The organism is Micromonospora sp. MH99 (genome assembly GCF_021442385.1).
Taxonomy (GTDB): domain Bacteria; phylum Actinomycetota; class Actinomycetes; order Mycobacteriales; family Micromonosporaceae; genus Micromonospora.
Genome location: NZ_MUZA01000001.1, coordinates 229,115 through 253,362, shown reverse-complemented (window position 1 = coordinate 253,362; position 24,248 = coordinate 229,115). Strand labels below are relative to the sequence as shown.

22 protein-coding genes are annotated in these 24,248 nt (G+C 70.2%); 8 read left to right on the top strand and 14 right to left on the bottom strand.

The genetic code is table 11. From position 1 onward, the window contains the following. Positions 1–82: 82 nt before the first annotated feature. Entirely contained in the window at positions 83–583 is a 501-nt protein-coding gene (locus B0E54_RS01155) for a MarR family winged helix-turn-helix transcriptional regulator (RefSeq protein WP_234581192.1), read from the bottom strand. A gap of 111 nt (positions 584–694) precedes the next feature. Between B0E54_RS01155 and B0E54_RS01150 the strand changes: the two genes are divergently transcribed. From B0E54_RS01150 to B0E54_RS01140, 3 genes are read left to right on the top strand one after another with little or no spacing between them, the layout of a single operon-like run. Beyond that, positions 695–1,744: an LLM class flavin-dependent oxidoreductase gene (locus B0E54_RS01150; RefSeq protein ID WP_234581190.1), complete on the top strand. Its 1,050-nt coding sequence runs from the start codon at positions 695–697 to the stop codon at positions 1,742–1,744. Then, positions 1,737–2,768 (top strand): LLM class flavin-dependent oxidoreductase, encoded by a 1,032-nt coding sequence (locus B0E54_RS01145; RefSeq protein WP_234581189.1) that lies wholly within the window; start codon positions 1,737–1,739, stop codon positions 2,766–2,768. The genes B0E54_RS01150 and B0E54_RS01145 overlap by 8 nt, the downstream gene beginning before the upstream one ends. A 31-nt stretch (positions 2,769–2,799) precedes the next feature. Further along, positions 2,800–3,543, top strand: coding sequence for an NADPH-dependent F420 reductase (locus tag B0E54_RS01140; protein ID WP_234581188.1), 744 nt, complete (start codon positions 2,800–2,802; stop codon positions 3,541–3,543). A 13-nt stretch (positions 3,544–3,556) separates the two neighbouring features. Here B0E54_RS01140 and B0E54_RS01135 read toward each other — a convergent pair whose 3' ends face one another. From B0E54_RS01135 to B0E54_RS01115, 5 genes are all read right to left on the bottom strand, one after another. Next, positions 3,557–4,282: a tetratricopeptide repeat protein gene (locus tag B0E54_RS01135; protein WP_234581187.1), complete on the bottom strand. Its 726-nt coding sequence runs from the start codon at positions 4,280–4,282 to the stop codon at positions 3,557–3,559. Positions 4,283–4,356: 74 nt separating this feature from the next. Next, entirely contained in the window at positions 4,357–5,115 is a 759-nt protein-coding gene (locus B0E54_RS01130) for a GNAT family N-acetyltransferase (RefSeq protein ID WP_234581186.1), read from the bottom strand. Positions 5,116–5,206: 91 nt separating this feature from the next. Then, positions 5,207–5,896, bottom strand: coding sequence for a TMEM175 family protein (locus tag B0E54_RS01125; protein ID WP_234581185.1), 690 nt, complete (start codon positions 5,894–5,896; stop codon positions 5,207–5,209). Between the two features lie 124 nt (positions 5,897–6,020). Next, positions 6,021–7,586 carry a polysaccharide lyase family 1 protein gene (locus B0E54_RS01120; protein ID WP_234581183.1) on the bottom strand — a complete coding sequence of 522 codons (1,566 nt, stop codon included), beginning with the start codon at positions 7,584–7,586 and terminating at the stop codon, positions 6,021–6,023. An 80-nt stretch (positions 7,587–7,666) separates the two neighbouring features. Further along, positions 7,667–7,816: a hypothetical protein gene (locus B0E54_RS01115; protein WP_234581182.1), complete on the bottom strand. Its 150-nt coding sequence runs from the start codon at positions 7,814–7,816 to the stop codon at positions 7,667–7,669. A gap of 277 nt (positions 7,817–8,093) precedes the next feature. Here B0E54_RS01115 and B0E54_RS01110 point away from each other — a divergent pair, with 277 nt between their 5' ends. Both B0E54_RS01110 and B0E54_RS01105 read left to right on the top strand, forming a co-directional pair. Beyond that, positions 8,094–8,969, top strand: coding sequence for a CDP-diacylglycerol diphosphatase (locus B0E54_RS01110; protein WP_234581181.1), 876 nt, complete (start codon positions 8,094–8,096; stop codon positions 8,967–8,969). A gap of 486 nt (positions 8,970–9,455) precedes the next feature. After that, positions 9,456–11,189 carry a cellulose binding domain-containing protein gene (locus B0E54_RS01105; protein ID WP_234581180.1) on the top strand — a complete coding sequence of 578 codons (1,734 nt, stop codon included), beginning with the start codon at positions 9,456–9,458 and terminating at the stop codon, positions 11,187–11,189. Between the two features lie 13 nt (positions 11,190–11,202). Here B0E54_RS01105 and B0E54_RS32675 read toward each other — a convergent pair whose 3' ends face one another. Continuing rightward, entirely contained in the window at positions 11,203–12,207 is a 1,005-nt protein-coding gene (locus B0E54_RS32675; RefSeq protein WP_234581179.1) for a DUF1731 domain-containing protein, read from the bottom strand. 171 nt (positions 12,208–12,378) lie between these two features. On the opposite strand from B0E54_RS32675, the gene B0E54_RS01095 reads away from it, so the two are divergent. Then, positions 12,379–13,314: a hypothetical protein gene (locus B0E54_RS01095; RefSeq protein ID WP_234581177.1), complete on the top strand. Its 936-nt coding sequence runs from the start codon at positions 12,379–12,381 to the stop codon at positions 13,312–13,314. Positions 13,315–13,338: 24 nt separating this feature from the next. Here the strand turns inward: B0E54_RS01095 and B0E54_RS01090 are convergent, their stop codons facing one another. The 3 genes from B0E54_RS01090 to B0E54_RS01080 all read right to left on the bottom strand — a co-directional run bounded on the left by B0E54_RS01090 (position 13,339) and on the right by B0E54_RS01080 (position 17,904). Beyond that, positions 13,339–14,421 carry a glycosyltransferase family 2 protein gene (locus tag B0E54_RS01090; protein WP_234581176.1) on the bottom strand — a complete coding sequence of 361 codons (1,083 nt, stop codon included), beginning with the start codon at positions 14,419–14,421 and terminating at the stop codon, positions 13,339–13,341. Between the two features lie 60 nt (positions 14,422–14,481). Beyond that, positions 14,482–16,266 carry a hypothetical protein gene (locus B0E54_RS01085; RefSeq protein ID WP_234581175.1) on the bottom strand — a complete coding sequence of 595 codons (1,785 nt, stop codon included), beginning with the start codon at positions 16,264–16,266 and terminating at the stop codon, positions 14,482–14,484. A gap of 171 nt (positions 16,267–16,437) precedes the next feature. Then, complete coding sequence (locus B0E54_RS01080; RefSeq protein ID WP_234581174.1) at positions 16,438–17,904, bottom strand: endo-1,4-beta-xylanase; 1,467 nt, start codon at positions 17,902–17,904, stop codon at positions 16,438–16,440. A gap of 1,444 nt (positions 17,905–19,348) precedes the next feature. Between B0E54_RS01080 and B0E54_RS01075 the strand changes: the two genes are divergently transcribed. After that, positions 19,349–19,630: a hypothetical protein gene (locus tag B0E54_RS01075; RefSeq protein WP_234581173.1), complete on the top strand. Its 282-nt coding sequence runs from the start codon at positions 19,349–19,351 to the stop codon at positions 19,628–19,630. Positions 19,631–19,775: 145 nt separating this feature from the next. Here B0E54_RS01075 and B0E54_RS01070 read toward each other — a convergent pair whose 3' ends face one another. The 4 genes from B0E54_RS01070 to B0E54_RS01055 all read right to left on the bottom strand — a co-directional run bounded on the left by B0E54_RS01070 (position 19,776) and on the right by B0E54_RS01055 (position 23,622). After that, positions 19,776–20,699: a SpoIID/LytB domain-containing protein gene (locus B0E54_RS01070; protein WP_234581172.1), complete on the bottom strand. Its 924-nt coding sequence runs from the start codon at positions 20,697–20,699 to the stop codon at positions 19,776–19,778. Between the two features lie 6 nt (positions 20,700–20,705). Beyond that, the gene (locus B0E54_RS01065; protein ID WP_234581169.1) at positions 20,706–21,590 is read right to left on the bottom strand and encodes a peptidase inhibitor family I36 protein; all 885 of its coding nucleotides are present in this window, start codon (positions 21,588–21,590) and stop codon (positions 20,706–20,708) included. A 35-nt stretch (positions 21,591–21,625) separates the two neighbouring features. Next, positions 21,626–22,483, bottom strand: coding sequence for a peptidoglycan-binding protein (locus tag B0E54_RS01060; RefSeq protein WP_234581167.1), 858 nt, complete (start codon positions 22,481–22,483; stop codon positions 21,626–21,628). 206 nt (positions 22,484–22,689) lie between these two features. Further along, positions 22,690–23,622, bottom strand: a complete 933-nt coding sequence (locus tag B0E54_RS01055; RefSeq protein ID WP_234581166.1) for an NBR1-Ig-like domain-containing protein — start codon at positions 23,620–23,622, stop codon at positions 22,690–22,692. 137 nt (positions 23,623–23,759) lie between these two features. Here B0E54_RS01055 and B0E54_RS01050 point away from each other — a divergent pair, with 137 nt between their 5' ends. After that, positions 23,760–24,176, top strand: a complete 417-nt coding sequence (locus tag B0E54_RS01050) for a hypothetical protein (RefSeq protein ID WP_234581163.1) — start codon at positions 23,760–23,762, stop codon at positions 24,174–24,176. The last annotated feature ends 72 nt before the right edge of the window (positions 24,177–24,248 follow it).

Below are 24,248 nucleotides of genomic sequence, written 5' to 3'. Positions count from 1 at the left end.
GTACTCCTCGTGCTGCGCGGCGCGCGTCGGGCTTGACGGCCGCAGCGGCGTACCCGGTCTGCCGCGTCGCATGCGGCCCGGCCTACTCCTCGCGCTCCTCGGGCCGCGGCCGGAGGTGCTCGCGCAGCGCCGCCGCGATGTCGCCGGCCGCGCGGAGCTGCTCCGGTGTGAGAGCGTCGACGAACAGCTCCCGGATGGTGCGCAGGTGCCCGAAGGTGGCCCGCTGGAACGCCTCGGCCCCGGCCGGCGCGAGGATCACCTGCGCCCCCCGCGGGACGGTTGCGTACTCCTCGCGTCGAATGAGCCCGCGTCGTTCCATCCGGCCCAGGTGGTGCGAGAGCCGGCTCCGCTCCCACCCGATGTGTGCGGCGAGGGCGGAGGAGCGCATCCGCTCGTCGGGCGCCTCGGTGAGGGCGAGCAGGACGGCGTAGTCCCCCGAGGAGAGGGAAGTGTCGACCTGGAGACGTGACCCGACCCGGGAGGTGAGCATCTCCGTCGTCTCGACGAAGTCCCGCCAGATCCGCAGCTCCTCCGCGGTTGGCAGCTGGCGGCCCCTCCGCCGCTCGGGTGTGGCGCTCACCATGTGTCTCTCCCGGGGAATTGACGCGTCAATCAGCAGGTTAGCATCATTGACACGTCAACAGGGGAAGATCACTTCCTCGCGGTCGACGGCGAGGATCGCCGAGGAGGAGACATGACGGCGAAAGGCTTCGAGCTGGGGCTCAACTCGTTTGGCGAGGTGGCCACCGACGGCGACCGGACGCTGAGCGACGCCGAGACCGTACGACTGCTCGTGGACGAGGCCCGGCTCGCGGAGTCGGTCGGGCTCGACGTGTTCAGCCTCGGTGAGCACTACCGGGAGGGCCACAACGACTCGGCCACACCCGTCCTGCTCGCGGCGATCGCGACGGCTACCGAGCGGATCCGCCTCGGCACCTCGGTCACGGTGCTCAGCACGAACGATCCGGTCCGGCTCTACCACGAGTTCGCCACCCTCGACGCGGTGAGCGACGGCCGCGCCCAACTGGTCCTCGGGCGGGCATCGGCGACCGAGTCGTTCCCGCTGTTCGGCTACGACCTGGCCGACTACGAGCGGTTGTTCGAGGAGAAGCTGGACCTCTTCCTCCGGCTTCAGCGCGACGAAACGGTCACCTGGTCCGGGACGGTACGCACTCCCCTGGTCGCCCAGCGGCTGCATCCACGGATGCGGCCGGGCGGCATCCCGACCTGGATCGGCGTCGGAGGAAGCCCCAACTCGGTGGTCCGCGCCGCCCGTCACGGGCTTCCCCTCATGCTGGCGATCATCGGTGGGCGTCCCCAGCGGTTCGCCGGCCATGTCGACCTCTACCACCAGGCGCTCGCACAGTTCGGGCAGCCGACGCAACCGGTCGGGCAGCACTCGCTCGGCCTTGTCGCGGACACCGACGAGGAGGCGGTGGAGACCTGGTGGCGGTACTGGCAGCCGACCGTGGCGCGGCTCGCCGAGGAGCGCGGCTTCTACAAACCGGACCGCGCCCGCTACGAGGCCGAGATCGACCACGGGGCGTTGTTCGTCGGCTCGCCGGAGACGGTCGCCCGCAAGATCGCCACGATGGCCCGCGACCTGCGGCTGAATCGGTTCGACCTGAAGTACGACATCATGCACCTGCCTCGCGAGGCACGGGCGCGCACCATCGAGCTGCTGGGCAGCGAGGTCGCGCCGCGGGTCCGGGAGCTGTTGGCGAAGGAGCCCACCAATGTCTGACCTCGTGTTCGGCCTCGACACCTTCGGTGACGTACCGGAGGACGACTTCGGCAAGCCCGTGTCGCACGCCGCCGCGATCCGCCAGGTGGTCGACGAGGCGGTGCTGGCCGACGACCTCGGCGTCGACGTGATCGCCCTCGGCGAGCACCACCGTCCGGAGTACTCGGTGTCGACGCCGGAGACGGTGCTGGCGGGCATCGCCACCCGCACCTCGCGGATTCGACTCTCCTCCGGTGTCACAGTGCTGAGCTCCGACGACCCGGTCCGGGTGTTCCAGCGTTTCGCCACTGTCGACGCGCTGTCGCACGGCCGGGCCGAGGTCATCCTCGGCCGGGGCTCGTTCACCGAGTCCTTCCCCCTGTTCGGCTACGACCTGGCCGACTACGACGTGCTGTTCGAGGAACGGATCGAGCTGTTCGCGAAACTGCTCGACGAGCAGCCGGTCACCTGGAGCGGCACCACGCGCGCCCCGCTCACGGACGCCGACGTCTTCCCCAAGACGGAGTCGGGGCACCTCACCACGTGGGTGGGCGTGGGCGGCTCACCCCAGTCGGTGGTGCGAACCGCCCGGTACGGCCTGCCGCTCATGCTCGCCATCATCGGCGGCGCTCCCGACCGGTTCGCCCCCTACATCGACCTCTACCGCCGGGCGGCCGACCAGCTCGGCACCACCGCGCACCCGGTCGGGATGCACTCACCCGGCTTCATCGCCGACACCGACGAGGAGGCCAAGGAGCTGTTCTGGCCGCACTACCGGGTCATGCGGGACCGGATCGGCGCGCTGCGCGGCTGGCCACCGATCCGCCGTACGGAGTTCGACTCCGAGGTCGAGCACGGCTCGCTCTACATCGGCTCGCCCGAGACGGTGGCCCGCCGGATGGCCGGTGCCATCCGCAGCCTGGGCGTCGGCCGGTTCGACCTCATCTACACCGCCGGAGCGCAGCCCGTGAGCGCCCGGATGCGCGCCGTGGAGCTGTACGGCTCGCGGGTGATCCCCATGGTCCGCGACATCCTGGCCAGCTGACCCGCCGGCCGCCCCCCTCTGGAAGGACGACATGTTCGACAACGGCCACGACCGACCCCGGACCCTCGCCGTGCTCGGCGCCGGCAAGGTGGGCACCGTCCTCGCCCGGCTCGCGCTCGCCGCCGGCTACCGGGTGCTCGTCGCCGGCTCCGGCGACCCGGCGAAGATCGCCCTGACCATCGAGGTGCTCACGCCCGGGGCGGTGGCCACCACCGCCGTCGACGCCGTGGCCGGAGCCGACATCGTCATCCTCGCCCTGCCCCTGGGCAAGTACCGTGCGCTGCCCGCCGAGGCGCTGCGCGGCAAGCTCGTCGTCGACGCGATGAACTACTGGTGGGAGGTGGACGGTATCCGCGACGACCTGACCGACCCGCGCACCTCGTCCAGTGAGATCGTCCAGGCGTTCCTGGCCGACGCGCGGGTGGTCAAGGCGTTCAACCACATGGGCTACCACGACCTTGAGGACGAGGCGCGGTCGACGGGCACGGCGGGCCGCAAGGCCATCGCGATCGCCGGTGACGACGAGGCCGACCTCGCCACCGTCGCGTCCCTCGTGGACGATCTCGGCTTCGATCCGGTCGTCGCTGGCCCCCTCGCCGAGGGGGTACGACTCGAGCCGGGCAGCGAGTTGTTCGGCGCCAACGTGAGCGCCGACGAGGTGCGCGCGATGCTCGGCCGCTTTCCGGGGTCGGAGCGCGGCCAGGCAGTCGCCGCCGCGCGCGCCCGCACTGGCGACGGTCACGATTCCCGGTCGGCCCCCGAGCCGCCCGCCTGACCGGCCGTCCCTCTCAGAGGTCGTCGTCGAAGGCCGTACGGGGGTCGAGGTGCCGACCCCGCTCCTGCGCGGCGGCGTAGGCGTCGGGGCCGAGCGCCTCGATCGCGGCGTCCCGCACGGCGGCGAGGTCGGCCGCGTCGTCCGGGTCCGGCACCTGGCCGAGGGCCGCGAACGCCGCGTCCGCGAGGCCGACCATGAGCGCCGCTCGCGGGTGGTCACCCTCGGCGGACGCGAGCGCCGCGCCCGCCACGCAGACGTACGGCACGAACTCGTCCCAGCCGTGCTGGAACACCCGGGTACGGCTGAGGGTGAACAGCCTCCTCGCCTCGGCGAGATTGCCCAGGCCCAGCTCGCAGAAGGCCAGGTTGTGCGTCTCGGAGTTGACGGTCTCCGGCCGCCCCAGCGCCTCGTTCAGCGCGATGCTCTCCTGGTACAGGTCCCGTGCCCGGGTCAGGTCGCCGGCCATCCGCGCCACCGCGGCCAGCACGTGTCTCGGCCGCTCCTCCAACGCGCGATCGCCGGAGCGCACCGCGACGTCGAGCGCCTGACGTGCCCGCGCCTCCCCGAGCGTCAGGTCGCCGCCGCGAATCGCCACCCGCGCGAGGCTGTACCGGGCCTCCACCTCGTTCGCCACGTCGCCGACGGTCCGGGCCCGCTCGATCTCGGCCGTACTCATCCGCACGACCTCGTCGGTCTCCCCCCGCCGAAAGGCCGAGCGGACGTCGTCACTGAAGCTCACGGTTGATGTCTCCTCGTTGCTCGCGCAGGGTGGCGCCGCCCGCGCCGCATGGTGCCGGCTGTCTCGTCTCCTGGTCAGGCATGGAAGGCTGTCCAGTTCTCCAGGAGGCGAAAGCCCATCGACTCGTACAGTGGCCGGCCGAGCGCGCTGGTCTGCAGGTACGCCGCGTCCGCGCCGGTCGCCACACCGTCGCGCACCACCGTCTCGGTGATCGCGCGACCCAGGCCACGACCGCGCGCGCCCGGGACGACGGCGATGTTGAACACGCCGACCACCCCTCGGGTGCGCATCCCGAGACCCGTGCCGAGGGTCTCGCCGGCCTCCTCGTACAGGTAGCCGTCGATCCGTTCGGCGTCGAGCACGGCGCCGCCCATCAGCGACCCGAACAGACCGTCCGGGGCCTCGAACCCCCTGGTGAGGACGTCCGTGTACCGATCGCTGTCCGCCGCGCCGACCCGGCGCACGCGCTCGCGCTGCGCCTCGTCAGCCCGGTAGACCAGCTCGCCCGCCGCGCAGGCCAGCAGCGGCAGCTCGCTGCGCTCGGAGAGCCCGTGACGGCCGGCGAGATCAGCCACCGCGCCGTCGGCGTCTTCCCGGACCATGATCGACCAGGTCTCGATCTGCCGGGCCACCTCGGTCGCCATCGTGTCCAGCGAATCGAGGTCCGGCTCCCGCGACAGGTCGTACGCCACGTTCAACGTCGGCGCTCCCGCATGGGTCACCGCCGCACGGGCGGTGCCCCGCTTCGCGTACCACCCCTTCGGAGTCGCCCCACACAGATCCTCAATGGCATCGTCGTACGCCGCCGCCATCCGCTCGGCGATGGTGTTCATGGCCCTCCCCCAGACGATCTCCACGAAGGCAGAAAGATAGCCGCAGCGGTGTGACCTGCGCGAATCGAGGTCCGGCGGGACGGCGGGTGGGTCAGCTTCGGGGGGCGTCGCGCCTGCGCCGACGCAGCCCGTGCCGCAGGCCCTGACTGGTGGCGCCATGGAAGATGATCATCACGACCACACCGATCAGGCCGAGCAACGGGGTCACCAACCAGCCGAGCACCCCGGTCAGGCCGTAGAGGACGAGGCCGACGATCGGGCGGGCCTCCTGCACCCGGACCTGCTCCTGGTCGACGGTGTCGGCGCGCAGGGCCGGGTGGCGGCGCACATAGGCGAAGAGCACCCACCAGGGCGCCGACATCAGTGAGGCGGCGAACGCGTACAGGACGACCGCCACGCGCAGATCGTCGGTGTTGCCGTCGGCCAGCGCCGACGCCAGGACGGCTGTGGGAAACGGGATGATCACCACGCCGAAGAGGATGCCGAGGTTGATCGAGCTGAAGGCGGGGGTGGTGCCCCGGACCAGCTGGAGCACCGCGTGATGATTCAGCCAGAGAACACCGACATAGATGAACGACACGACGAAGGCCAGATACGACGGCCCCTCCCCGAGCAGGCCCTCGGCCAGATCACCCTCGTGGAAATCCGGCACCCGCAGATCCAGCACCAGCAGGGTGATGACGATGGCGAACACGGCGTCGCTGAACGCTGCCAGACGGCCCGCGTCGGTCACCGCGGGACCACTGTCGCCTGCCTGAATCCCCCGTTGAGCTGCGGACATTGCCGCATGCTAGCAGTCACTGATCGGCCACCGAGCGTTATCGTCGGGGCGGCGCGGGCCGGCCTCGTCCTTCGTGGACCACGGGTGGGCGGGAGCGGCCGGGCCGCTCCCGCCCACCCGACGGCTAGCTGGCGTACGTCTCGAACTCGCCGACCCGGGGCGTACCACTCGAGCTGTTGATCTTAAAGGTGATCTTGCTCAGTGCCGTCGCGGAGAACGTGATCACGCCCGCACCGCTGCCGGAGGCCAGGACCGCACCCGTGTCGTGGTTGACGAGCTGCCAGGAACCGATGGAACCCTGCGTCCCGGAGGGCTCCCGAATGATCACCCGGGACACCCGGGTGGCCGATCCCCACTTGATCGAGATGGAGCCGGTCGATCCGGCCGGCGACCAGTAGGTGCCGATGTCGCCGTCGCGCACGTTGCCGTAACTGGTCCCGCTGGCCTTGCTGGAACCGTCGGCGCCGGCGCCCAGGCTGAGGTTGGTCCCGCTGGGCGGGGGCGTCGTCGGCGGCGGCGTGGTGGTCGGTGGCGCGGTGGTCGGTGGCGCGGTGGTCGGCGCGGCAGTGGTGGGCGGCGTCTGCGGCGAGCAACTCCCGTCGGAGACCCGCAGGCCCGTGTTGGCGCCGGCCGTCTGACGGACGACATCCGGTACGCAGCTCGCGCCGTCGAGGCGGTACGCGTACGGGATGCTGACGGTGGTGTTGGACGTCGGGTTGGGGCCGGCGGGGTAGTTCTCACTGCCGGCGCTGGACCAGGTGACGTTGTCGAAGGTGTTGCCGCTGACCTGCCAGTAGCCGCGCTCGTTGGTGTAGAAGGTGCCCAGGACGTCCTTCGAGTTGCGGAAGTAGTTGTTCTCCACCTTGGCCCGCGCGCCGGCCCGGGAGTTGATACCGGACTCGTGGAGGCTCACGTAGTGGTTGTTGTAGATGTGCGCGATGCCGCCACGCAGCAACGGCGTACGGGAGTCGATGTTCTCGTACAGGTTGTGGTGGAACGTGACGAAGCCGTTCGAGAGGTCGCTCTCGCTGGAGCCGATGAGGCCGCCACGACCGGAGTTGCGCAGGATGCTGTACGACAGGGTCACGTACTGGGTGTTGTCCTTCATGTCGAACAGGCCGTCATAGCCCTCCGACTCCCCGCCGGACGCCTCCAGCGTGACGTGATCGACCCAGACGTTGCGGACCGTGCTCTCCATGCCGATGGCGTCTCCACCGTTGGAGGTGGGCGAACCCGACTTCTTGACGTTCCGGACCGTCACGTTCTGGATGATGATGTTGCTGGAATCGCGGATGTGGATGCCCAACTGATCGAAGATCGCGCCGCTGCCGACCCCGATGATGGTGACGTTGCTGATCTGCTTGAGCTCGATCACGCCGTCGGCGGTGTTACAGCTCGAACCCGACACCTTGCTGGTGTTGCCGTGGTTGATCGTCCCCGTCACCTCGATGGTGATCGGGGTGCTGCTGCTGGCTCGCCCGCACAGCGCCGCGTGGATCGCGGTGCCCGTGCTGGCCCGTACCGTCTGCCCGCCCGCGCCGCCGGTGGTCCCGCCGTTCTGGGTGGCGTAGCCGGTGGCGGTGCCGACCGCCGCCGACGCGTGCGGGATGGACAATGTTCCTCCGACCGCGATCCCGACAGCGGCCGTGGCCAGCGCTGCCTGAAGTCGCAGTGCGACTGGTCGTCTCATGTCGCGCCTCCTTCGTCATTCGTCTCGATGTGCCGACGGCAGCGGCGATCGACGCGTCGACCCTCCACGGGTACGCGATTTCAGTCGATCACTGTGCATTGACGGCAATCAATCGACTGCTCGTCGCCGAGAATGTCATCGCCCTGGCGTGCGCGGCGAAGCCGCTGGCCAAACGGCACGTCGCCGGAAGCGCATCCCGATGCGCACCCGCCCAGTTCGAGATGAAACATCGATGTAACGCAATCGTAGGAAAGCGGTTTCCCTCTGGGCAAGGGTTAGCGTTTGCAGGTTTTTTGCAGACGCTTGTCGGGCCGGCCCGGGTCAGCGCCCCGGCGCAGCCCGACACGATCAGGGGACCAGCCGTGCCGCCACCCGGGTCATTGACCGGTTCGTCCTAATCTCAACACGTTCATGACTCACATCGGCCGGTCGTCGACACCGATCCGCAGCGCGATGACACCTGACGGCACCCGTTCTGAGCAGCCACGGAGGATGAAGATGGGTGGTATGGCCAGGCGTCAGTTCGTCCGGATCTCCGGGACGGCCGGCGCCACGGGGCTCCTGGGCATCATCGGCGCGGACCGGGCGCTGGCCGACGGGGGCCAGGGCCCCGAACCGTCCCCGCCGGAGCCCGGTGGCGCCCCCTGCCCCACGCCCTCACCCCTCTGTGGCTACCCCGGCGACACCGGAGGCAGGTTCGACCTCTGGGACCGGGTGCAGGTCTGCGAGGGCACCAGGACCGGCCCTCCATTCCCTCAGTGCCTGAGCACCACCCCGACCTACGTGATCCTCAATGGAGGATCCGGGTCGAACCACGACTTCCTGCTGGTCCCCAGTTGTCGGATCCGCGGCATCGAGTGCCCGTTCATCACCACCGCCAGCGCACCGAACTACTGGCTCGACGCGTGGGACAACGCCCAGCCGGGCCAGCCGGGACACGTCGTCTATCCCCACATCGGGCTGGGCATCAACTCGGCCGACCCGACGATCCGTACGCAGGACCAGCTGCACATCCACCTGACCGGGATCCACTCGGGCATCCAGACCCAGCTGAACACCCACGACAGAACGATCACGAACGACCCGTCGCGGTGGCGCAACCAGATCGTGCCGATCTGGGGCCTGACGAGCACCGGCGCTGCCGCTCCCCGCTCGTACCGGGTGCTCCACGTCGCGAACCTGAACGCGAACCTCTTCCGGCTCCTGCTCGACAGCGTGGTGCGGCCGACCGGAGCGACAATGGCGGCGCAGATGATGGCCGTGACGCCCCGACTGATCGGCAGCGGCGGTTTCTACGTCCTGAACAGCGAACCCGGCCTGCCCGTCGCCCCCGGCCAGCCCGGCGGCACCGGGACCGTCGACTTCCTCCTCGCGTACGCCTGACGCATTGACAGGCACCACTTGAAGAAATAAATTCCTGGCAACAAGAAACTGTTTCGCACGCTCGCTGTGCGGCACTCACCCGCGAGCCCGCGAATGAGCAGCGCGGCCGGCCCGCTCCCGGAACCGGCCGACGGAGGAGGGTGCCACAGTCCCGCTGGACCCGTTCGCCGCACCAATGCGGTCCCGCCGCCGCTCGCGCATTCGCGACCGGTGGCGCGAGACCCGACCTGGTGCCGACATCCCGGCCGACGCACCGGCGTTCCCCGGTGTTCCCTCCGCGCCCGTCCGCGCGACGCGAGGGCCGGCGATCGGCGGGTGATGTCGAGGGTTGCCACGCGGGGCTGAACTGGACAGGCGAATTCCCGAGAACGCCCGCCGCCATGCTTGGGAGCGCTCCCGAGCACCTCACGAGGTACCGCCTGACGCTCTGCGAACGACCGATCCACCGGATCCGTCGCCGCCACCACCCCCTGCAGGAGAAGGCTCATGAGAAAACGAAGAGTCACAAATGCCGCACTGGTTTCGGCCGGCGCCGTCCTACTGGCATCGACAGCTGTCGCCCTGGCGGCGCCGGCCGGTGCCGCAGCCGCCGGCTGTGCGGTGAACTACGCCGTGTCGTCGCAGTGGGAGGGCGGCTTCGGCGCGAACGTCACCATCACCAATCTCGGTGATGCGGTCAACGGTTGGACGCTGACCTGGTCCTACAGCGCAGGCCAGACGGTCACGCAAGCGTGGAACACGACTCTGACCCAGAGCGGCGCCGCGGTCACCGCCAAGAACGTCAGTTACAACGGGGCCATCCCCACCAACGGCACGACGTCGTTCGGGTTCAACGGCTCGTGGACCGGCAGCAACCCCGATCCGTCGAGCTTCGCGCTCAACGGTGTGACCTGCACCGGCGGCACGACGCCGACCACACCACCGCCTACCTCGCCGCCCCCGACGACACCGCCGCCGACCACACCGCCACCCACCACCCCGCCACCCACCGGGCCGGCGGACATCACGGTGAACAGCGCCACCCGGTACCAGACGATCGACGGCTTCGGGGCCGCGCAGTCCATCTGGGGCAGCGCCTGGTCGACGACCGACACCCAGACCCTGGTCGGGCTGGGCCCCAACCAGCTCGGGCTGTCCATCGTGCGCACCGGCCTCTCACCGGTGTCCAGCGAATGGTCGACCCACGTGAACTCGTTGAAGACGGCGAAGTCGTACGGGTCCGGCGTGAAGATCCTCGCCTCACCGTGGACGGCGCCGGCGGCGTGGAAGACCAACAACAGCCGCACCAACGGCGGCAAGTTGAAGACCGACTACTACGACGACTATGCGAACCATCTGAACAGCTACGTCCAGTACATGCGCGGCCAGGGCGTCACCATCGACGTCACGTCGGTGCAGAACGAGCCGGACTGGCACCCCGACTACGACTCGATGGACTGGAGCGGCACCGAGCTGCGCACCTTCGTCCGTGATCAGGGCACGAAGGTGCAGAACAGCAAGCTGATGGTCGCCGAAGCGGTCAACATGAACTACAGCTACACCGATCCGACCCTGAACGACGCGACCGCCCGGAACAACATCGGCTACATCGGCGGCCACCTGTACGGCACCGAGGCCGCGGGTCGGCTGGCGCCGTACCCCCTGGCGGCCCAGTACAACAAGCCGGTGTGGATGACCGAGTGGAACTACCACGAGGCGGACGGCAGCGGCTCCAACATCTGGGGCAACCCCGCCAACCTGGCGGTCTGGAACGAGACGCTCGACGACATCATGCGCACGGTGCACAAGTCGATGGAGGCGAACTGGAGCGCCTACATCTGGTGGTACGGCAAGCGTTACTACTCCTTCATCGGCGACGGCGAGGCGGCCTACGGCACCACGGCGGGCGCTCCACTCAAGCGGGGGTACGCGTTCTCGCAGTACGCGAAGTACGTCCGGCCGGGCTATCAGCGGGTGGCCCTGACCAAGAGTTCCAAGGCCTCGCCGCTGGAGGTGACCGCCTACCAGGGCGACGGCAAGATCACGCTGGTGATCCTCAACCGGTCGAACAGCGCGGTCAACAACGCCGTGATCCAGGCGCCGCAGAACGTCAGCAAGGCCGAGTACTACCTCACCTCGCAGAACGCCAACGCGGCCAGCCAGCCGACAAGCGTGAACGGAGGACAGGCCACCATCACCGTCGGCGCACGCAGCATCTCGACCCTCGTGTTCACTCTCTGACCGCTCCCGCGAGTCAGTCTCGGCGCGACCGGGCGTGGGGGTGTGCGCGACCGTGCGCTCCCCCACGCCCGAGCCCGCCAAGGTCCCGGCGTCGCAGGGCCAGATCCACTGCGGCGTCGGGCCAGCACGGATGATCGAACGTGAAGCCCGCGGCGGAGAGCCGGCCCGGGGCGACGCGCCGGCTCTTCAACAGCAGTTCGGTGTCCGACCGGAGCACGAACGCACCGACCTCCGCCATCAACCTGGTGGCCGGCAGGCCGACCGGCATCCGCCAGGCCGACCGCAGCGCCCGCATGAATTCCCGCTGCGGCACCGCGCCGGGCGCGGCCAGGTTCACGGGCCCGGCGAGGTCGTCACGGTCGATCAGAAGGCACACCGCGCGGACGAAGTCCCGGTCGTGGATCCACGAGACGTACTGCCCACCGCCCGCCACCGGGCCACCGAGCCCGACCCGCGCGAGCCAGCTCAGCACATCGAACACGCCACCGCGGTCGGGGCTCATCACCATTGCCGAGCGCAGCGCGACCTTACGGGTGTGGGGAGTCGCCGCCCGCTCCTGCGCGGCCTCCCAGTTCTGGGCGATCTTGACGCTGTACGACCAGTACCCGGGCACATCGTGTTCGCCGCCACCGAGCACGCCGTCGCGCTCGTCGTTCGCGGCGTCGAAGCGGTGCGCGTAGATGGTCGCGGTGCTCATCTGCATCCATACCCTGGGTGGCCGCTCGGCCGCGGCGATGGCCTCGCCGACAACGCGCGCCGACTCCACCCGTGAACGCATCATGGCGTCGAGGTTCTCCGGGGTGTACCGACAGCTCACGCTGCGCCCGGCCAGATTGATGACCACATCGCTGCCGTCGACCTGCCGGGCCCAGTCGCCGAGCGTGACGGCGTCCCAGCGAACCTGACGCGCACCACTGGGCGAGCGGGTCAACAACACCACCTCGTGACCCTGGGCGGTCAAGGCCCGGTCCAGGATCGCGCCCACCTGGCCGGTGCCGCCCGGAATGACGATCTTCACGGTCGATCCTCGACCGACACCAGATTTTGAACATGTTCAACCATGCTCCGAGCGTACGACCGAACAGCCGGCGGATCAAGATCGGTCGCCGGGGCTCGTCCCTCGCGGCGGGGAGCGCCTTCCCCGACACGAGGGGACCGCTCCCGGCGGTGCCCCGCGAGGATCGGAGGCATGACGACACCGACAGCTACCGCGCGCGGGAGCGGCAACCACCTGACCTCCGCCGTACTCGCCTGGGCCGTGGCCTACGGCGGCATACGTCTGGCGTGGACGATCGGGGAGGCGCCGGAGTTCGGCCCGTTCGGGTCCGATCTGCTCGGCTTCACCGGCTGGTGGTCGGTGGCGCTGTGCCTGGCGGCAGGCGCGACGGCGGTGGCCCTGGACCGGGCGGCGACCTGGCGGCCGGTGCTCGCGGGATCAGCCTGGGCGCTCGGCGGGGCACTGGTCGCGGCCGCCGCGATCCTGCTGCCGGAACTGGTGAGTCTCCTGCTGTTCGCCCCCGGCCCGTCCTTCGACCCGGTGGCCTTCGCGAGCCGACTCGGGTGCGTCACCGGAGCGGCCCTGCTCGGGTTGGCCACCGCTCGCTACCAGCGCCGCACGCGGGGCGACTGCCCCAACTGCTGCCGGACGGGCCCACCCGGCCGGCGGCGTTCGGCACCCGCGCCGTGGGCACGCTGGGCCGCGTACGTGGCGGTGGCCGGCCTCGTGACCCGGTTCGCGGCCCAGGCGGTGGTGGGCTTCGACGGCCTCACGCAGGACGCCTCGGTGATCGGGTTGGAGATCGGTCTGGTGCTGGCCGGGGTGCTGTTACCGCTGGCACTGGTGCGGCACTGGGGTGAAATCTGGCCGGGATGGGTGCCACTGCTCGCCGGGCGTACGATCCCTCGCCGGCTGCTGCTCGTGCCGGGCTTCGGGCTCGGGGCGGCCATCGTCGCCTATTTCGGCATGGGGCTGGCGCAGGTGGCGTCCGGGTCGGCCAGCGAGTTCTCCGACGCGTTCCTCTGGGTGGCCATGTCGGCGTACTGCCTCCTGGGGCTCGGCCTCCTCGCCGCGTCCAGCGACTACCACCTGCGCACCCGCAGCGCGTGCCGGTCCTGCGGTCGCTGACCGACCCCACTGCGCCACACGCCGTCAGCCGGTGTCGCGGTCGTGGACCTCCCGCCGGCGGGGCGCCGGATCCCGGCCGACGGAGTCCTCCCGGGCCGGCACCGTCCGTTGGCCGCGTACGGCCGAGCGTGGCGCGGGCGGAACCGGCAGCCGTGGCCCGTCGCCGGTCTCCGCGCGCAGGTGCTCCGTCTCCTGCACCAGGTAGTGCGGTCGGCGCTTGGTCTCGTAGTAGATCCGGCCGATGTACTCCCCGATCACGCCCAGGATCGTCATCTGGATGCCGCCGAGCCCGATCACGCTGACGATGATGGTGGTGTAGCCGGGAACGTCGATGCCCTTCTCGACGGCGTCCGCGACCACCCAGGCCATGTAGACGAGCGCGATGAGCGTGAGGAACAGGCCCCCGTAGATCGCCAGGCGCAGTGGCCGGTTGTTGAACGACAGCAGGCCGTCGAACGCGTAGTTGAAGAGCTTGCCGAACGTCCACCTGCTCCGACCCGACTGCCGGGTCTCGTTGGGGTGGGCCACCACCGCCGTCCGGAAGCCGATCCAGGAGAACAGTCCCTTGGAGAAGCGGTTGTATTCCGGCATCGCCAGGATCGCGTCCACCGCGAGTCGGGACAGCAGACGGAAGTCACCCGCCCCGTCCTGTAGGCGCACGTCGATCCACCAGTTGATCACCCGGTAGAAGGACCGCGAGGCGACCATCCGCACGAACCGGTCACCGCGCCGGTCCCGACGGGCGATCACCTGGTCGAAGCCCTGCTGGTACAGCATCACCATCTCGGGCAGCAGCCGCGGCGGATGTTGCAGGTCGGCGTCCATGATGACCACCGCGTCACCGGTGGCCCGCTGCAACCCGGCGAGCATCGCCGCCTCCTTGCCGAAGTTTCGGCTCAGCGACGTGTAGCAGACAGCGGGGTCCGCGGCGGCGAGCCGGCGCAGCGCCGCGAGGGTGCCGTCCTCGCTGCCGTCGTCGACGTACACCACCTCGACGTCCACGTCGGGCAGCTCGGCGAGGGCGGCGCACACGGTCTCGTGCAGCCGCTCCACCGACGCCTCCTCATTGAAGCAGGGCACCACGACGGACAGTCGCACTGTCGTCACCCCTTTCCGCCCGTGCCCGGGTGTCCGCCGCCGACGCCGGCCGGCCCGGCGTCCGCGCGGTCAGAGGTGGTAGACCAGCGTGCCATCGAGATCCTCCCGGGTGATGCCCAGCCCGTCGATGGGCCGGGCCGCGATGCCGTCCCACGGCGTCCCCGCGGCGCGGCTCGGCACGAACACCACCGACCGCACGCCAATCCCCCGCAGGTACGCCACGCTGCCCGCGTCGGGGAACGACGCCACAGCGGTCCGGGTCTGCGCCTGGCTGACCGGTTCGAAGCCGCCCAGACCGTTGGTCACCCGGGGGAACCCGTCGGTCGTCCACAACATGTACGTCAGATCGCCCACGCCGCCGGCCGGCAGCACCAGGATCGGGTCCTGCACCGTCCGCATCGCGGCCGGCGGCTGCGGCACGGCCGGGTGGGGTGTCCGGTTGACGCCCTCCAGGGTGACCATGGTCAACGGCACCAGCAGAACCAGCGGCGTGAGGATCCGCGTCCACTGGCGGGGCGAGGACTCGCGCAGCGATTCGGCGAGCGCCGTCACCGCACCGGCGGCCAGCACCGCCAGCAGCAGGCTCGTCCAGTGCATCATCCGCCCGGGGGTACGCAACGCGTCCCAGCCCGGCAGGAGCGTGGACAGTGTCAGGTAGCCGGGGTCGCCATCACCGCCGAGCGTGGCGCCCAGACCCAGCAGCACCGTGCCGACCACGCCGAGCCCCAGCGCGACCCGGTGCCGCAGCGGGTACGCCGAGAGGAACAGCCCGGCCGCGGCCAACCCGATCAGCATCATCCCCGGCAGCAGCGCCATCTCCGGCGGCCAGGACAACTGTTCGCGTGCGGCGGCGTGCCGCTCGCCCCACAACCACGAGTCCGCGGGCGCGGTGACGAACCCGATCAGCGGAGGCGAGAACATCTTCGTCCAGTCCAGCGTCCGCTCGGCCTGCGGGTTGAGATCGACGACGCGCAGGTAGACCATGCCCAGCAGCAGCGTCACCGCGCCGAACACACCCCCACCGATCAGATCCGCGAGCAACAGCCGCCGACCGAACGGCGGCCGCTCCCGCCGCCGCCACCAGGACCAGCCGTAGCAACCCGCCGCCACCAGCACCGCGGCCAGCAGGAAGTACACCAGCGGCAGGCCGATGCCGAAGCCGAGGGAGACCTGCCAGGCGGCGACCAGCCACCCGGCCACCGCCCAACCGGGCCGGCGCAGCTCCGGGCGGTACCCGTGGCGCAACGACCAGCCGTGACCCCGGGCCAGCATGGCCAGCGACAGCGCGATTCCCGCGCTGGACAGGATGTTCAGGTGCCCGGAGTGCGCCAACCGCCAGGGCGCGTACGCCCACGCGATCCCGGCGACCGCACCGCCCCACCGGTTGGCGCCGAGCTGCCGCGCCAGGGCGTACGCCCCGAGCGACGCCAAGGCGTGCAGCAGCACGTACAGCACGTTGTAGTGGATCACGGCGGCCGTGAAGCCGGAGCCGAGCATTCCCATCGGGGCGTAGCCGAGCAGGGTGTCGCTGTACGCGTACGTGTACTTCTCGGGGTAGAACGTGTTGGAGTTCCAGAGGTCGGCCGGGCTGCTCAGCAGAGCGTGCCCCGACCAGGCGACCTGCCACGCCTGCAACAGCGGGTCGCCCAGGTCACCGGGGATCGTGCTCGCCGGGTGCCGCAGCGTCGGCCAGGTCAGCACCACCGCCACCAGCAGGCTCGCCAGGACCGCCACGGTCCATTCGTTACGGACCCAGCGCCATCGACCCCAATCGGCCGGTGGCCGGTCGTCGGAGACCGGCTCGGGCGGCGCGTTCTCCGTGGTCGGTGGCGGGGTGGCGGACCGGATAATCATGAAATAGATGCTCTCCAATAGTGCTGCCCTTGTCCATCCGCTGTCCGAAGCGTGGATGCGCAGGCACGAGGTTCAACTGTCGGGTGCCGAGGGGTGTCGCGGCCAGCGGCGACGGTGGCGCGGACGAGGTGCGTCCGCGCCACCACGCTGCCGGTTCAGCGGGTCGGGTGGCTACCCGACCCGGACCAGTTGCCACTGCTGGTTGTTGCCACCCCAGTCGGCATACTGCACGATGTTCCCGCCGTCGGCGGTGGACGCGCCCTGCACCTCGACGGCCTTGCCGCTGTTGCGGTTGATCAGGCGCAGGTAGCCGCCGGACGACTCGGCCAGCCGGAACTGCTGGTTCGTGCCGTTGCCGTCGCTCCACTGCACGATCGCCGCCGAGTCGGCGGTGGAGAAGTTGTAGACATCCAGCACCTTGCCGGAGTTGCGGGACTTCAGTCGGTAGTAACCGCCACCGGAGTCCACGAACTGCCACTGCTGCCACGCGCCGTCGTTGCGGGCCCACTGGTCGATCCGCGCGCCGTCGGTGGTCGCCCGCTCGTACACGTCGAGCGCCTTGCCGCTGTTGCGGTTCACCAACACGTACCAGGCGGTGGTGTCCACCCCGGTGCCCGGCGGAGGCGTGGTGGGCGAGGTGCTGCCCCCGTTGAGAGCGTTGAGGACGGCGGTGTACGCCGCCTTCTTGTTGCCCGAACCATCGAACAGCAGCGCGTTGTCGCTACCGCGCCAGGAGTCGCTGTCGCGCACGCCCCAGGTGGTGATGCCGGCGCAGCGGGCGACGGCCAGGCAGGCGCGGGTGACCGAGGCGTAGATGTTGGCCTGGTTGGAGCCGGTCATCACGTCCAGCTCGGTGATCTGCACGTCGACGCCGAGGTCGGCGAAGCGCTGGAGGTTGGCCTGGTAGTCACTGGCCAACGTGGTGCCGAGGTGGGACTGGAAGCCGACGCAGTCGATCGGTACGCCGCGGGACTTGAAGTCGCGCACCATGTTGTAGATGCCTGTCGACTTCGCGTTGATGCCGTCGGTGTTGTAGTCGTTGTAGCAGAGCTTCGCGCCCGGGTCGGCGGCGCGGGCGGCGCGGAAGGCCGCCTCGATCCAGTCGTTGCCGGTGCGTTGCAGGTTGGAGTCCCGTCGCCCGCCGCTGCCGCCGTCGGCGAACGCCTCGTTCACCACGTCCCAGGCGTAGATCTTGCCCCGGAAGTGGGTGGCGACCTGGGTGACGTGGTTGATCGCGGCGTTACGCAGCGCGGTGCCGGACATGCCCTGCGCCCACCCCGGCTGCTGGGCGTGCCACAACAGCGCGTGCCCCCGCACCCTCATGCCATTGGCCTGCGCGTGACTGACCAGACGATCACCACCGCTGTAGTTGAACGCACCCTGGGACGGCTCGGTGGCGTCCCACTTCATCTCGTTCTCGGGGGTGACCTGGTTGAACTCGCTGTTGAGGATGCCGACGTACTGGCTGTTGGAGAGCTTGCCCGTCGCGACGGCGGCGCCGAAGTAACGGCCCTTCTCGGCCGCCGAGGCCTTCAACGTCGTTCCGGCGCTGGCCATGGGCGCCAGCGCCATGGTCATACCCGCGGTCAGCGCGACCGCGAGGGTCGCCGTCGCCAGCAGAGCTTTCTTGGGTCTCATGTCGTTCCTTCTCAGTGGTTGCATCGGTGGTGGTGATGTGCCACTTCACTCAGGACGGACTGGTCCCGACGACAGGCGCCGGCGTGAGCCGAGGAATCCGGAACGATCATCCTGGGCACTGCGCACCAGCGCACGCAGCCTGGCCGGCGCTCGCCGGCAACCACGCGAGTCCTGAGACGACGTCCGCTGCCCGGGGACGCCGTGCTTCGAGGCGCGACCGCGGGACTCGCCCGGTGAGCCACCGACGCCGCCGACCTCTGCATCGAGAGTGAGCGATAACATGCTGTTCGTCAAGACGTAACGAGCCGGCCACATAGTCGCCCGGCCGAATCGGTTCGCGGAGCGTGTCCCATTGCCACCTGTCGACGTCCGGACGGGATCGGGTCGACGATCCGTGCCGCTCCGACGCTGTGGGTGTACCGCGCGACGGTCTTGTTATCGCTCACAGTCCAGGTCACCTGCCCCGCGTACCACAGGGGCGCGGAGCGGGGATCCGCGCGCCGCACGCGCCCGGCGAAGCTGGACCGGCGCGGTGGCCGCGGATCGGCCCGCGACAGGTGTAACCCGAGTTACGCGGGGGCAACAGTCCGCGCATGGATGGGACGGCGTGAGGCGGCCGAAGCGGTGTCCGCCGCCGCCCACGCTCGGCGCTGCGGCGTTCGGAGCGGCAGCACTGGGGGCGGCGGCTCTCGGCGCGGCCCTGGGCCCCGAGCCCGCGCACGCCGCCCCGTCACCGGCACCGTCGCCGACCACCCGCGCACCGGCACAGGGTGCCACCGCATCGGGAATCGTCGGGGCGCTGCTGCACGACGTGGTCGAGACACCGCTGGACGTCGGCCGGTCCCTGCCGACGGCCGTCCCCCTACCCGTGCCGACGGCCGTCCCACTGCCCGTGCCGACAGCCGTCCCACTGCCCCTGCCGAGTGTCACCGGCGCGCTGTCGGTCGAACCCTCCACCGCCGCGCCAACCCGACGACCCCGTGCGCGACAGTCGTCCCCGCCGCGCGTTCCGTCGGCCTCGGCCCCGCCGGCCGCACGCGCGGCCGCGCCACCGTCGCCACCGCCGCCGACCCAGGTGACGGCGCGAGCGTCCCGGGCCCGCCTCCCCGGCACCGTCGACGGCCGCGTGCCGACTCGAACGCCGACGGCGATGACCGCTCGACCGCTGTCGGCGCCACCCCCTCCCGCCGGCCCCCTTCCGGTGCGACCGGCGTTGGTGCCGGCGTTCGTGTCCGCACCCGCCGGCGCCAGCGCCGGCGCCGGCGGGCTCGACCAGAAGGCGTCGGCGGCCTACGGGCCGCCGCCCGTCGCACCGCTGCACCGGGGGCGTGCCGTCCTCCCCTTCGACAGCCACGCCATCAGCCGGCCCGTGGAGCGAGGTCCCCCACCGCCCCGGCAACTCCTGATCTGTCACCCGCGTCCACGACGTTGATCAGGAGAGATCATGGAACTAGCCGTTATCTGGGTACCGGCCGACATCGAGCCGTCGGAGCACGCCATCGCGTCGTGTCTGACCCACCTCCGCCGGCATGACTACCGACTGAACGGGATCATGCGGGCGCCGTGGGAGGCCGTCGAGCAGAAGATGATCGACGGGGAGGTGGACGTGGTGGTGATCGCCGACCGCGCTCATCTTCCGCCGGACCGGTCGCCCCGGATCGAGGTGGCCGCCCCGGCGTCGAGCGCCGACGAGGCCGGACCGGTGCCCGGCACAGACCTCGGCTGAACCGACGAAGCGCCCCGTCCACGCCGGACGGGGCGCTTCGTCTCTCCCGCAGGCCACGCAGCTCGTACGGCTCCCGCGCGCTGGGCTCCCACGAGCGTGCCGCCCGCCGCGGGTGTGCGGCGGGCGGCACGGTTGACGCGTGACGTCAGGAGATGACCACGTCGCGGTAGTAGTGGCGCAGGATCGCCTGGTAGCTGCTGCCCGAGTTGGCGAGATCACGGGAGCCGTACTGCGACAGCCAGTCCCCGTCCACCCAGCCACCGCACGCGGTGGTGGTCGCGCAGTAGTGCGCCCGCAGGATGTTGCCGCTCCGGGTCATCCGGGTCGACCAGGTCCGGTCCACCGCCGCCGACGTCGAGGTCTGCGCCGACGACGGCCGGTAGACCTGGTCGCCCGTGTCGTCCCGGACGTCGTAGCACTGGCCACCGGAGGTCTTGCGGGTCGAGTGCAGCGCCCAGTACCAGGCGTAGCTCTTCACGGCCATCGCACCGGCGTCCAGCGAGGCTGCCGGCCAACTCGTGATCCACTCGTTCGGGAGGACGTTCTTGACGTACGTCTTGAAGTCGACCCGATCGACTCGGCCGAGACTGACCCGGTAGACGAGGATGGTGCTCGGCACTTTGCTGTTGGTGCCGTCGGTGCTACAGCCCGTCGGTCCGCTCAGCAGCTCGTGCGAGGCGTTGTTGTTCTTCAGCGTGGCGTTGAGGTTGCCCTTCGCCCCGGACGCGAAGTCCTGGGTGGCACCGGCGAAGTTGCTGTTGAAGTAGACCCGCACGGTCTTGCCGGTACGGTTCCACACCGACGCGGCGTTGTTCTTCACGCACAGGCCCTTGCCGGCACCCGCGCCCTTGAAGTCGTAGCAGGTCGGTTGGGTCGTGCCGTAGTCGTCCAGGGAGTCGGTGAAGTCGGAGACCGAGCCGGCCTGGTTGCTGTTGTAGTAGTAGCAGAACTCGCCGCTGTCGCAGGTTCCGTCCCGTTCGGCCGCCGCCGCCGGCGAGGCGACACTCAGGATGGAGGTGGACATGGCGAGCACGGCGCCGACGGCGGCGAGGCCCTTGCGGATATTCATGGCGTCCTACTTCTCGTTGTAGCCCTGGGCGTTCCAGAACGCGGTCGGGTCGGCGTTGTCCAGCGTGGGGTCACCGACGCTGACGGCCGCGTGGGTCTGCCGACCGGCCCGGACCTCGACGTGGGTGTGCGCGCCCGAGCTGGAGGACACTCCGTGCCACGACTCGTCCGCGATGATCTGGCCCTTGCTGATGGCGTCGCCCACGCTCACCCCGGACCTCGGCGCGGTGTGCAGGTAGATCACCGTCTTGTTGAGCGAGGAGTTGTAGACGGAGATCGTGGACAGGCCGCCGCTGCCGGTGCTGCCCTGCGCGACGTAGGTGACCGTTCCGGAGACCAGGGCGTGCACGTCCGAGCCGACGCTGCGGGCGATGTCGATGCCCTCGTGCCGGCCGGGCGTGGTGGTGTAACCGTCGAAGCCGCACGTGACCGCACCGCCGCTGGCCTGGTACAGGGCGTACGACAGGTTCGTGCGGGTCGACGGCGAGAACTGGTGCGAGGCGTTGTTGTTCTTCAGCGTGGAGTTGAGGTTGCCCTTCGCGCCGGCCGCGAAGTCCTGGTAGGAACCGGCGTAGCCACTGTTGTAGTAGACACGTACGGTCTTGGTGCTGCGGTTCCAGACCGAGGCTGCCTCGTTCTTGATGCACAGGCCCTTGCCGGCGCCGGCGCCCTTGAAGTCGTAGCACGAGGGCTGCTCGGTGCCGTAGTCGTCGAGCGAACCGGTGAAGTCCGAGATCGACCCCGCGTTGTCGCTGTTGTAGTAGTAGCAGAATTCGCCGCTGTCGCAGACCCCGTCCCGGGCCGCCGCCGAGGCGGGCGATGCGACGCTGAGGATCGAGGTGGTCGCGGCCAGCGCGACGCCGACGGCGGCGAGGCTCTTACGGATGTTCATGGTGTCCTTTCGCGAACGGTGAGGGGGGATGCGGGTCACTGCCCGCGCTGGTACTGCTCCCAGGTCCTGATCGGGATCTGGGGGCCGTCGTCCGGTCCCTGGTTGGCCAGGCCGTTCATGCCGAGGTAGTAGTCACCGACCTGGTGCTGCGCCTGACTGGACAGGTCCGTGTCGCTGATCGCCGTGGCGTGGATGTGCCACGGCCAGTCGCCCTGGTTGGGGTTGCGGACCCAGGCGGCGAAGCCGACCTGGCGCAGGGCCCGGGCGACTGCGGTGCGCCTGGCGGCGGTCATGCCGGTGACCGAGATGTCCACCACACCCCCGCCGTCGTGCGTGCCGGCCGAGGTGGGGTCGCCCCCGGGGTTGTACGAGCCCTGGTCGAGCACCAGGGTGTAGCCGAGCAGCCGCTGGGCCTCGGCCAGCATCGCCTGGGTACGGGCGTTGACGACGTACCCGTCGCGCGGGACCTTCGCGCCCGGACCGATCGTGTTGCCGACGGTGTAGCGGTTCAGCCCGAGCTTCGTCAGCGACGTCGTGCCGGGCAGCCCGTTCGCGGCCAGCCCGGTGTAGCCGAGTGAGCGTTGGTACGCCGCGTACGCCGAGACGGTCACCGTGCCGAAGTAGCCGTCGACCCACTGCGCGTTCAGCAGGCCCTGCGCCTGCAACGCCTGCTCCACGGCGAGCACGGAGTTCTTCGCACCCGGAGTCAGTGTGTTGTCGGCCCGGCGGGGGTCGATCTGAGCGGCCAGGACGGTGGCCTTCATGTCCACGACCGGCCGTGCGGCCGTGGTGACGGCTCGCGGCGCTGTGGCGTCGGATGCCGCCGCGTGGGCCGGGACGCCGACGGCCACGCAGAGCGCGGCGAGCCCGACGGATAACCAGGGACGGCGCAAGGTGGGTCCTCCTCGTAGCTGGTGAGTCGTACTCGGTTCGACATCACCCTGCGAGAAGTGCGGTGCTGTTCGGTACCCCTGGTGTCTGTCAGATCCGTCAGACCCTCACCGACCTCGATGAATGCGGTGTTGTCAGTTTGGCTCGACGCTCGTGCCTGACAGCGATCGATCGCATCGGGGGCCACTCGGAGCCCGCGGCCTGACCCTCAGGCGGTCACGGTGACCATGAAGTACACCGGCCGCCGGGTCGGGAAGTACTCCCGCCCGGCCTCGTCGACCATCTTCCAACTGACCCAGCACTTGCCGGGGCGGCTCGGCGCGGTGACCCGAACACGGATCATCACCTGCTCACCGGGCGGCGTGTCACCGATCTGCACCCGGTCCGGTGTCCGGCAACCCGCACCGTCCGCGGTGGGGTCCATCCGCGCCAGGTACCGGTTGTGCCAGTCGACCTTTCCCACGTTCGCGAGAGCCCACACCTTGTCGAACTGGGCGTTGACCTTCACCTGGGTGCCGTCGGGGATGGTGACGTCGCCGACGAATCTGCTCGAGTCCCCGGGGATCAGCGAGTCCGAGAACGCCGTAGTGGTCGGCGACGCCACCGGTGACGGTGACGCGGTAGGTGTGCCGGAGCCGTCCGGGCCCGACCTGCCACGAACGGTCACGCCCAGGACTGCGGCCACCGCCACCACCAGCACCACCGCTGCGGCGTTGAGCCACGGCAGTCGACGCCGCCGCCTGGCCGCGACGCCATCCTCGGCCCGCGGATACTCCACGACCTGCACCACGCCCTGCTCCTTCGGCGCGGACGCGGCGACGACCGGCGCGCAGTCTCCGTCTCCGTCCCCGCCGGGCCGGGGGGCCGACCCCGGGCGCTGCGCGTCCTCCCATCGGCGCCGCCACAGGGCCTCGTCCGCCTCGCACGCCCGGACGAACTCCCGCGTGGTCTCCCAGGAGGGAAACCGGGTCCCGGCGGCGGCCTCGTGCAGGGTCGTGTGCGAGATCCGACCTGATCGCCCCGCCATCTTGCGGAACGACGGGTCTCCCGCGGCGCTGCGCAATGTCCGCAACTGCTCGGCGAACCTCTCGGCGGCCCGTCCGTCCTGAATCGACTCTGCGGCGGCACGCTGGTCCTTCATCAGTCCCCCATGTCAGACAGCTTCGTCAGACGTTGTCAGAGCGTGTCAGAGGCTACCGAACGGGCCACAGCGAGCATCAATGTGGTGCATCGACGACACGGGGATCAACGGTCCCGGTGCACTGAAGGAGGTCATCGATGAAGAGCCTTTCCCGACGCGGTGTACGCATCCTCGCGGCCGCTGGGCTGGCTGTGCCCGCGACGATGGCGTTCGCCGGCCCCGCCCACGCCGAGACGAACCCGCGCTGCGCGAGCTCGGTGCAGATCGGCGCGACGGCGTACGTCACCGTCGGCGGGCAGACCGCCGCCTCGGTCAAGCAGTACAAGGGCTGTGGCAAGAACTACGCCTACACGTACGTGTGGCAGCAGTACCGCGCCACCCACGGCTCCTACCAGGTCTGCACGTCGATCGTCACCGGAAGCACGCTTCGCGACCTGCAGTGCTCGAGCGGGCCGGACGTCTGGTCGCTGGGCGCCAACACGCTGTCGGTGTGCACCCGGGCCCTCGGTGGGATCTCCGACGTGGCGCAGAAGGAGACCGAGGTGCGCTGCTGACCGACACGGCTGGGCGTCCGGTGCCGCGGCCGGGGATCATCAGGCACGGCCGGCGGCACCGCACCACCGTCG

Excerpts from the sequence above, each read along its gene's own strand:
- B0E54_RS01155 (WP_234581192.1), bottom strand. The coding sequence starts at position 583 with ATGGTGAGCGCCACACCCGAGCGGCGGAGGGGCCGCCAGCTGCCAACC.
- B0E54_RS01150 (WP_234581190.1), top strand. The coding sequence starts at position 695 with ATGACGGCGAAAGGCTTCGAGCTGGGGCTCAACTCGTTTGGCGAGGTG.
- B0E54_RS01145 (WP_234581189.1), top strand. The coding sequence starts at position 1,737 with ATGTCTGACCTCGTGTTCGGCCTCGACACCTTCGGTGACGTACCGGAG.
- B0E54_RS01140 (WP_234581188.1), top strand. The coding sequence starts at position 2,800 with ATGTTCGACAACGGCCACGACCGACCCCGGACCCTCGCCGTGCTCGGC.
- B0E54_RS01130 (WP_234581186.1), bottom strand. The coding sequence starts at position 5,115 with ATGAACACCATCGCCGAGCGGATGGCGGCGGCGTACGACGATGCCATT.
- B0E54_RS01125 (WP_234581185.1), bottom strand. The coding sequence starts at position 5,896 with ATGTCCGCAGCTCAACGGGGGATTCAGGCAGGCGACAGTGGTCCCGCG.
- B0E54_RS01120 (WP_234581183.1), bottom strand. The coding sequence starts at position 7,586 with ATGAGACGACCAGTCGCACTGCGACTTCAGGCAGCGCTGGCCACGGCC.
- B0E54_RS01115 (WP_234581182.1), bottom strand. The coding sequence starts at position 7,816 with ATGTTTCATCTCGAACTGGGCGGGTGCGCATCGGGATGCGCTTCCGGC.
- B0E54_RS01110 (WP_234581181.1), top strand. The coding sequence starts at position 8,094 with ATGGCCAGGCGTCAGTTCGTCCGGATCTCCGGGACGGCCGGCGCCACG.
- B0E54_RS01105 (WP_234581180.1), top strand. The coding sequence starts at position 9,456 with ATGAGAAAACGAAGAGTCACAAATGCCGCACTGGTTTCGGCCGGCGCC.
- B0E54_RS01095 (WP_234581177.1), top strand. The coding sequence starts at position 12,379 with ATGACGACACCGACAGCTACCGCGCGCGGGAGCGGCAACCACCTGACC.
- B0E54_RS01085 (WP_234581175.1), bottom strand. The coding sequence starts at position 16,266 with ATGATTATCCGGTCCGCCACCCCGCCACCGACCACGGAGAACGCGCCG.
- B0E54_RS01080 (WP_234581174.1), bottom strand. The coding sequence starts at position 17,904 with ATGAGACCCAAGAAAGCTCTGCTGGCGACGGCGACCCTCGCGGTCGCG.
- B0E54_RS01075 (WP_234581173.1), top strand. The coding sequence starts at position 19,349 with ATGGAACTAGCCGTTATCTGGGTACCGGCCGACATCGAGCCGTCGGAG.
- B0E54_RS01070 (WP_234581172.1), bottom strand. The coding sequence starts at position 20,699 with ATGAATATCCGCAAGGGCCTCGCCGCCGTCGGCGCCGTGCTCGCCATG.
- B0E54_RS01065 (WP_234581169.1), bottom strand. The coding sequence starts at position 21,590 with ATGAACATCCGTAAGAGCCTCGCCGCCGTCGGCGTCGCGCTGGCCGCG.
- B0E54_RS01055 (WP_234581166.1), bottom strand. The coding sequence starts at position 23,622 with ATGAAGGACCAGCGTGCCGCCGCAGAGTCGATTCAGGACGGACGGGCC.
- B0E54_RS01050 (WP_234581163.1), top strand. The coding sequence starts at position 23,760 with ATGAAGAGCCTTTCCCGACGCGGTGTACGCATCCTCGCGGCCGCTGGG.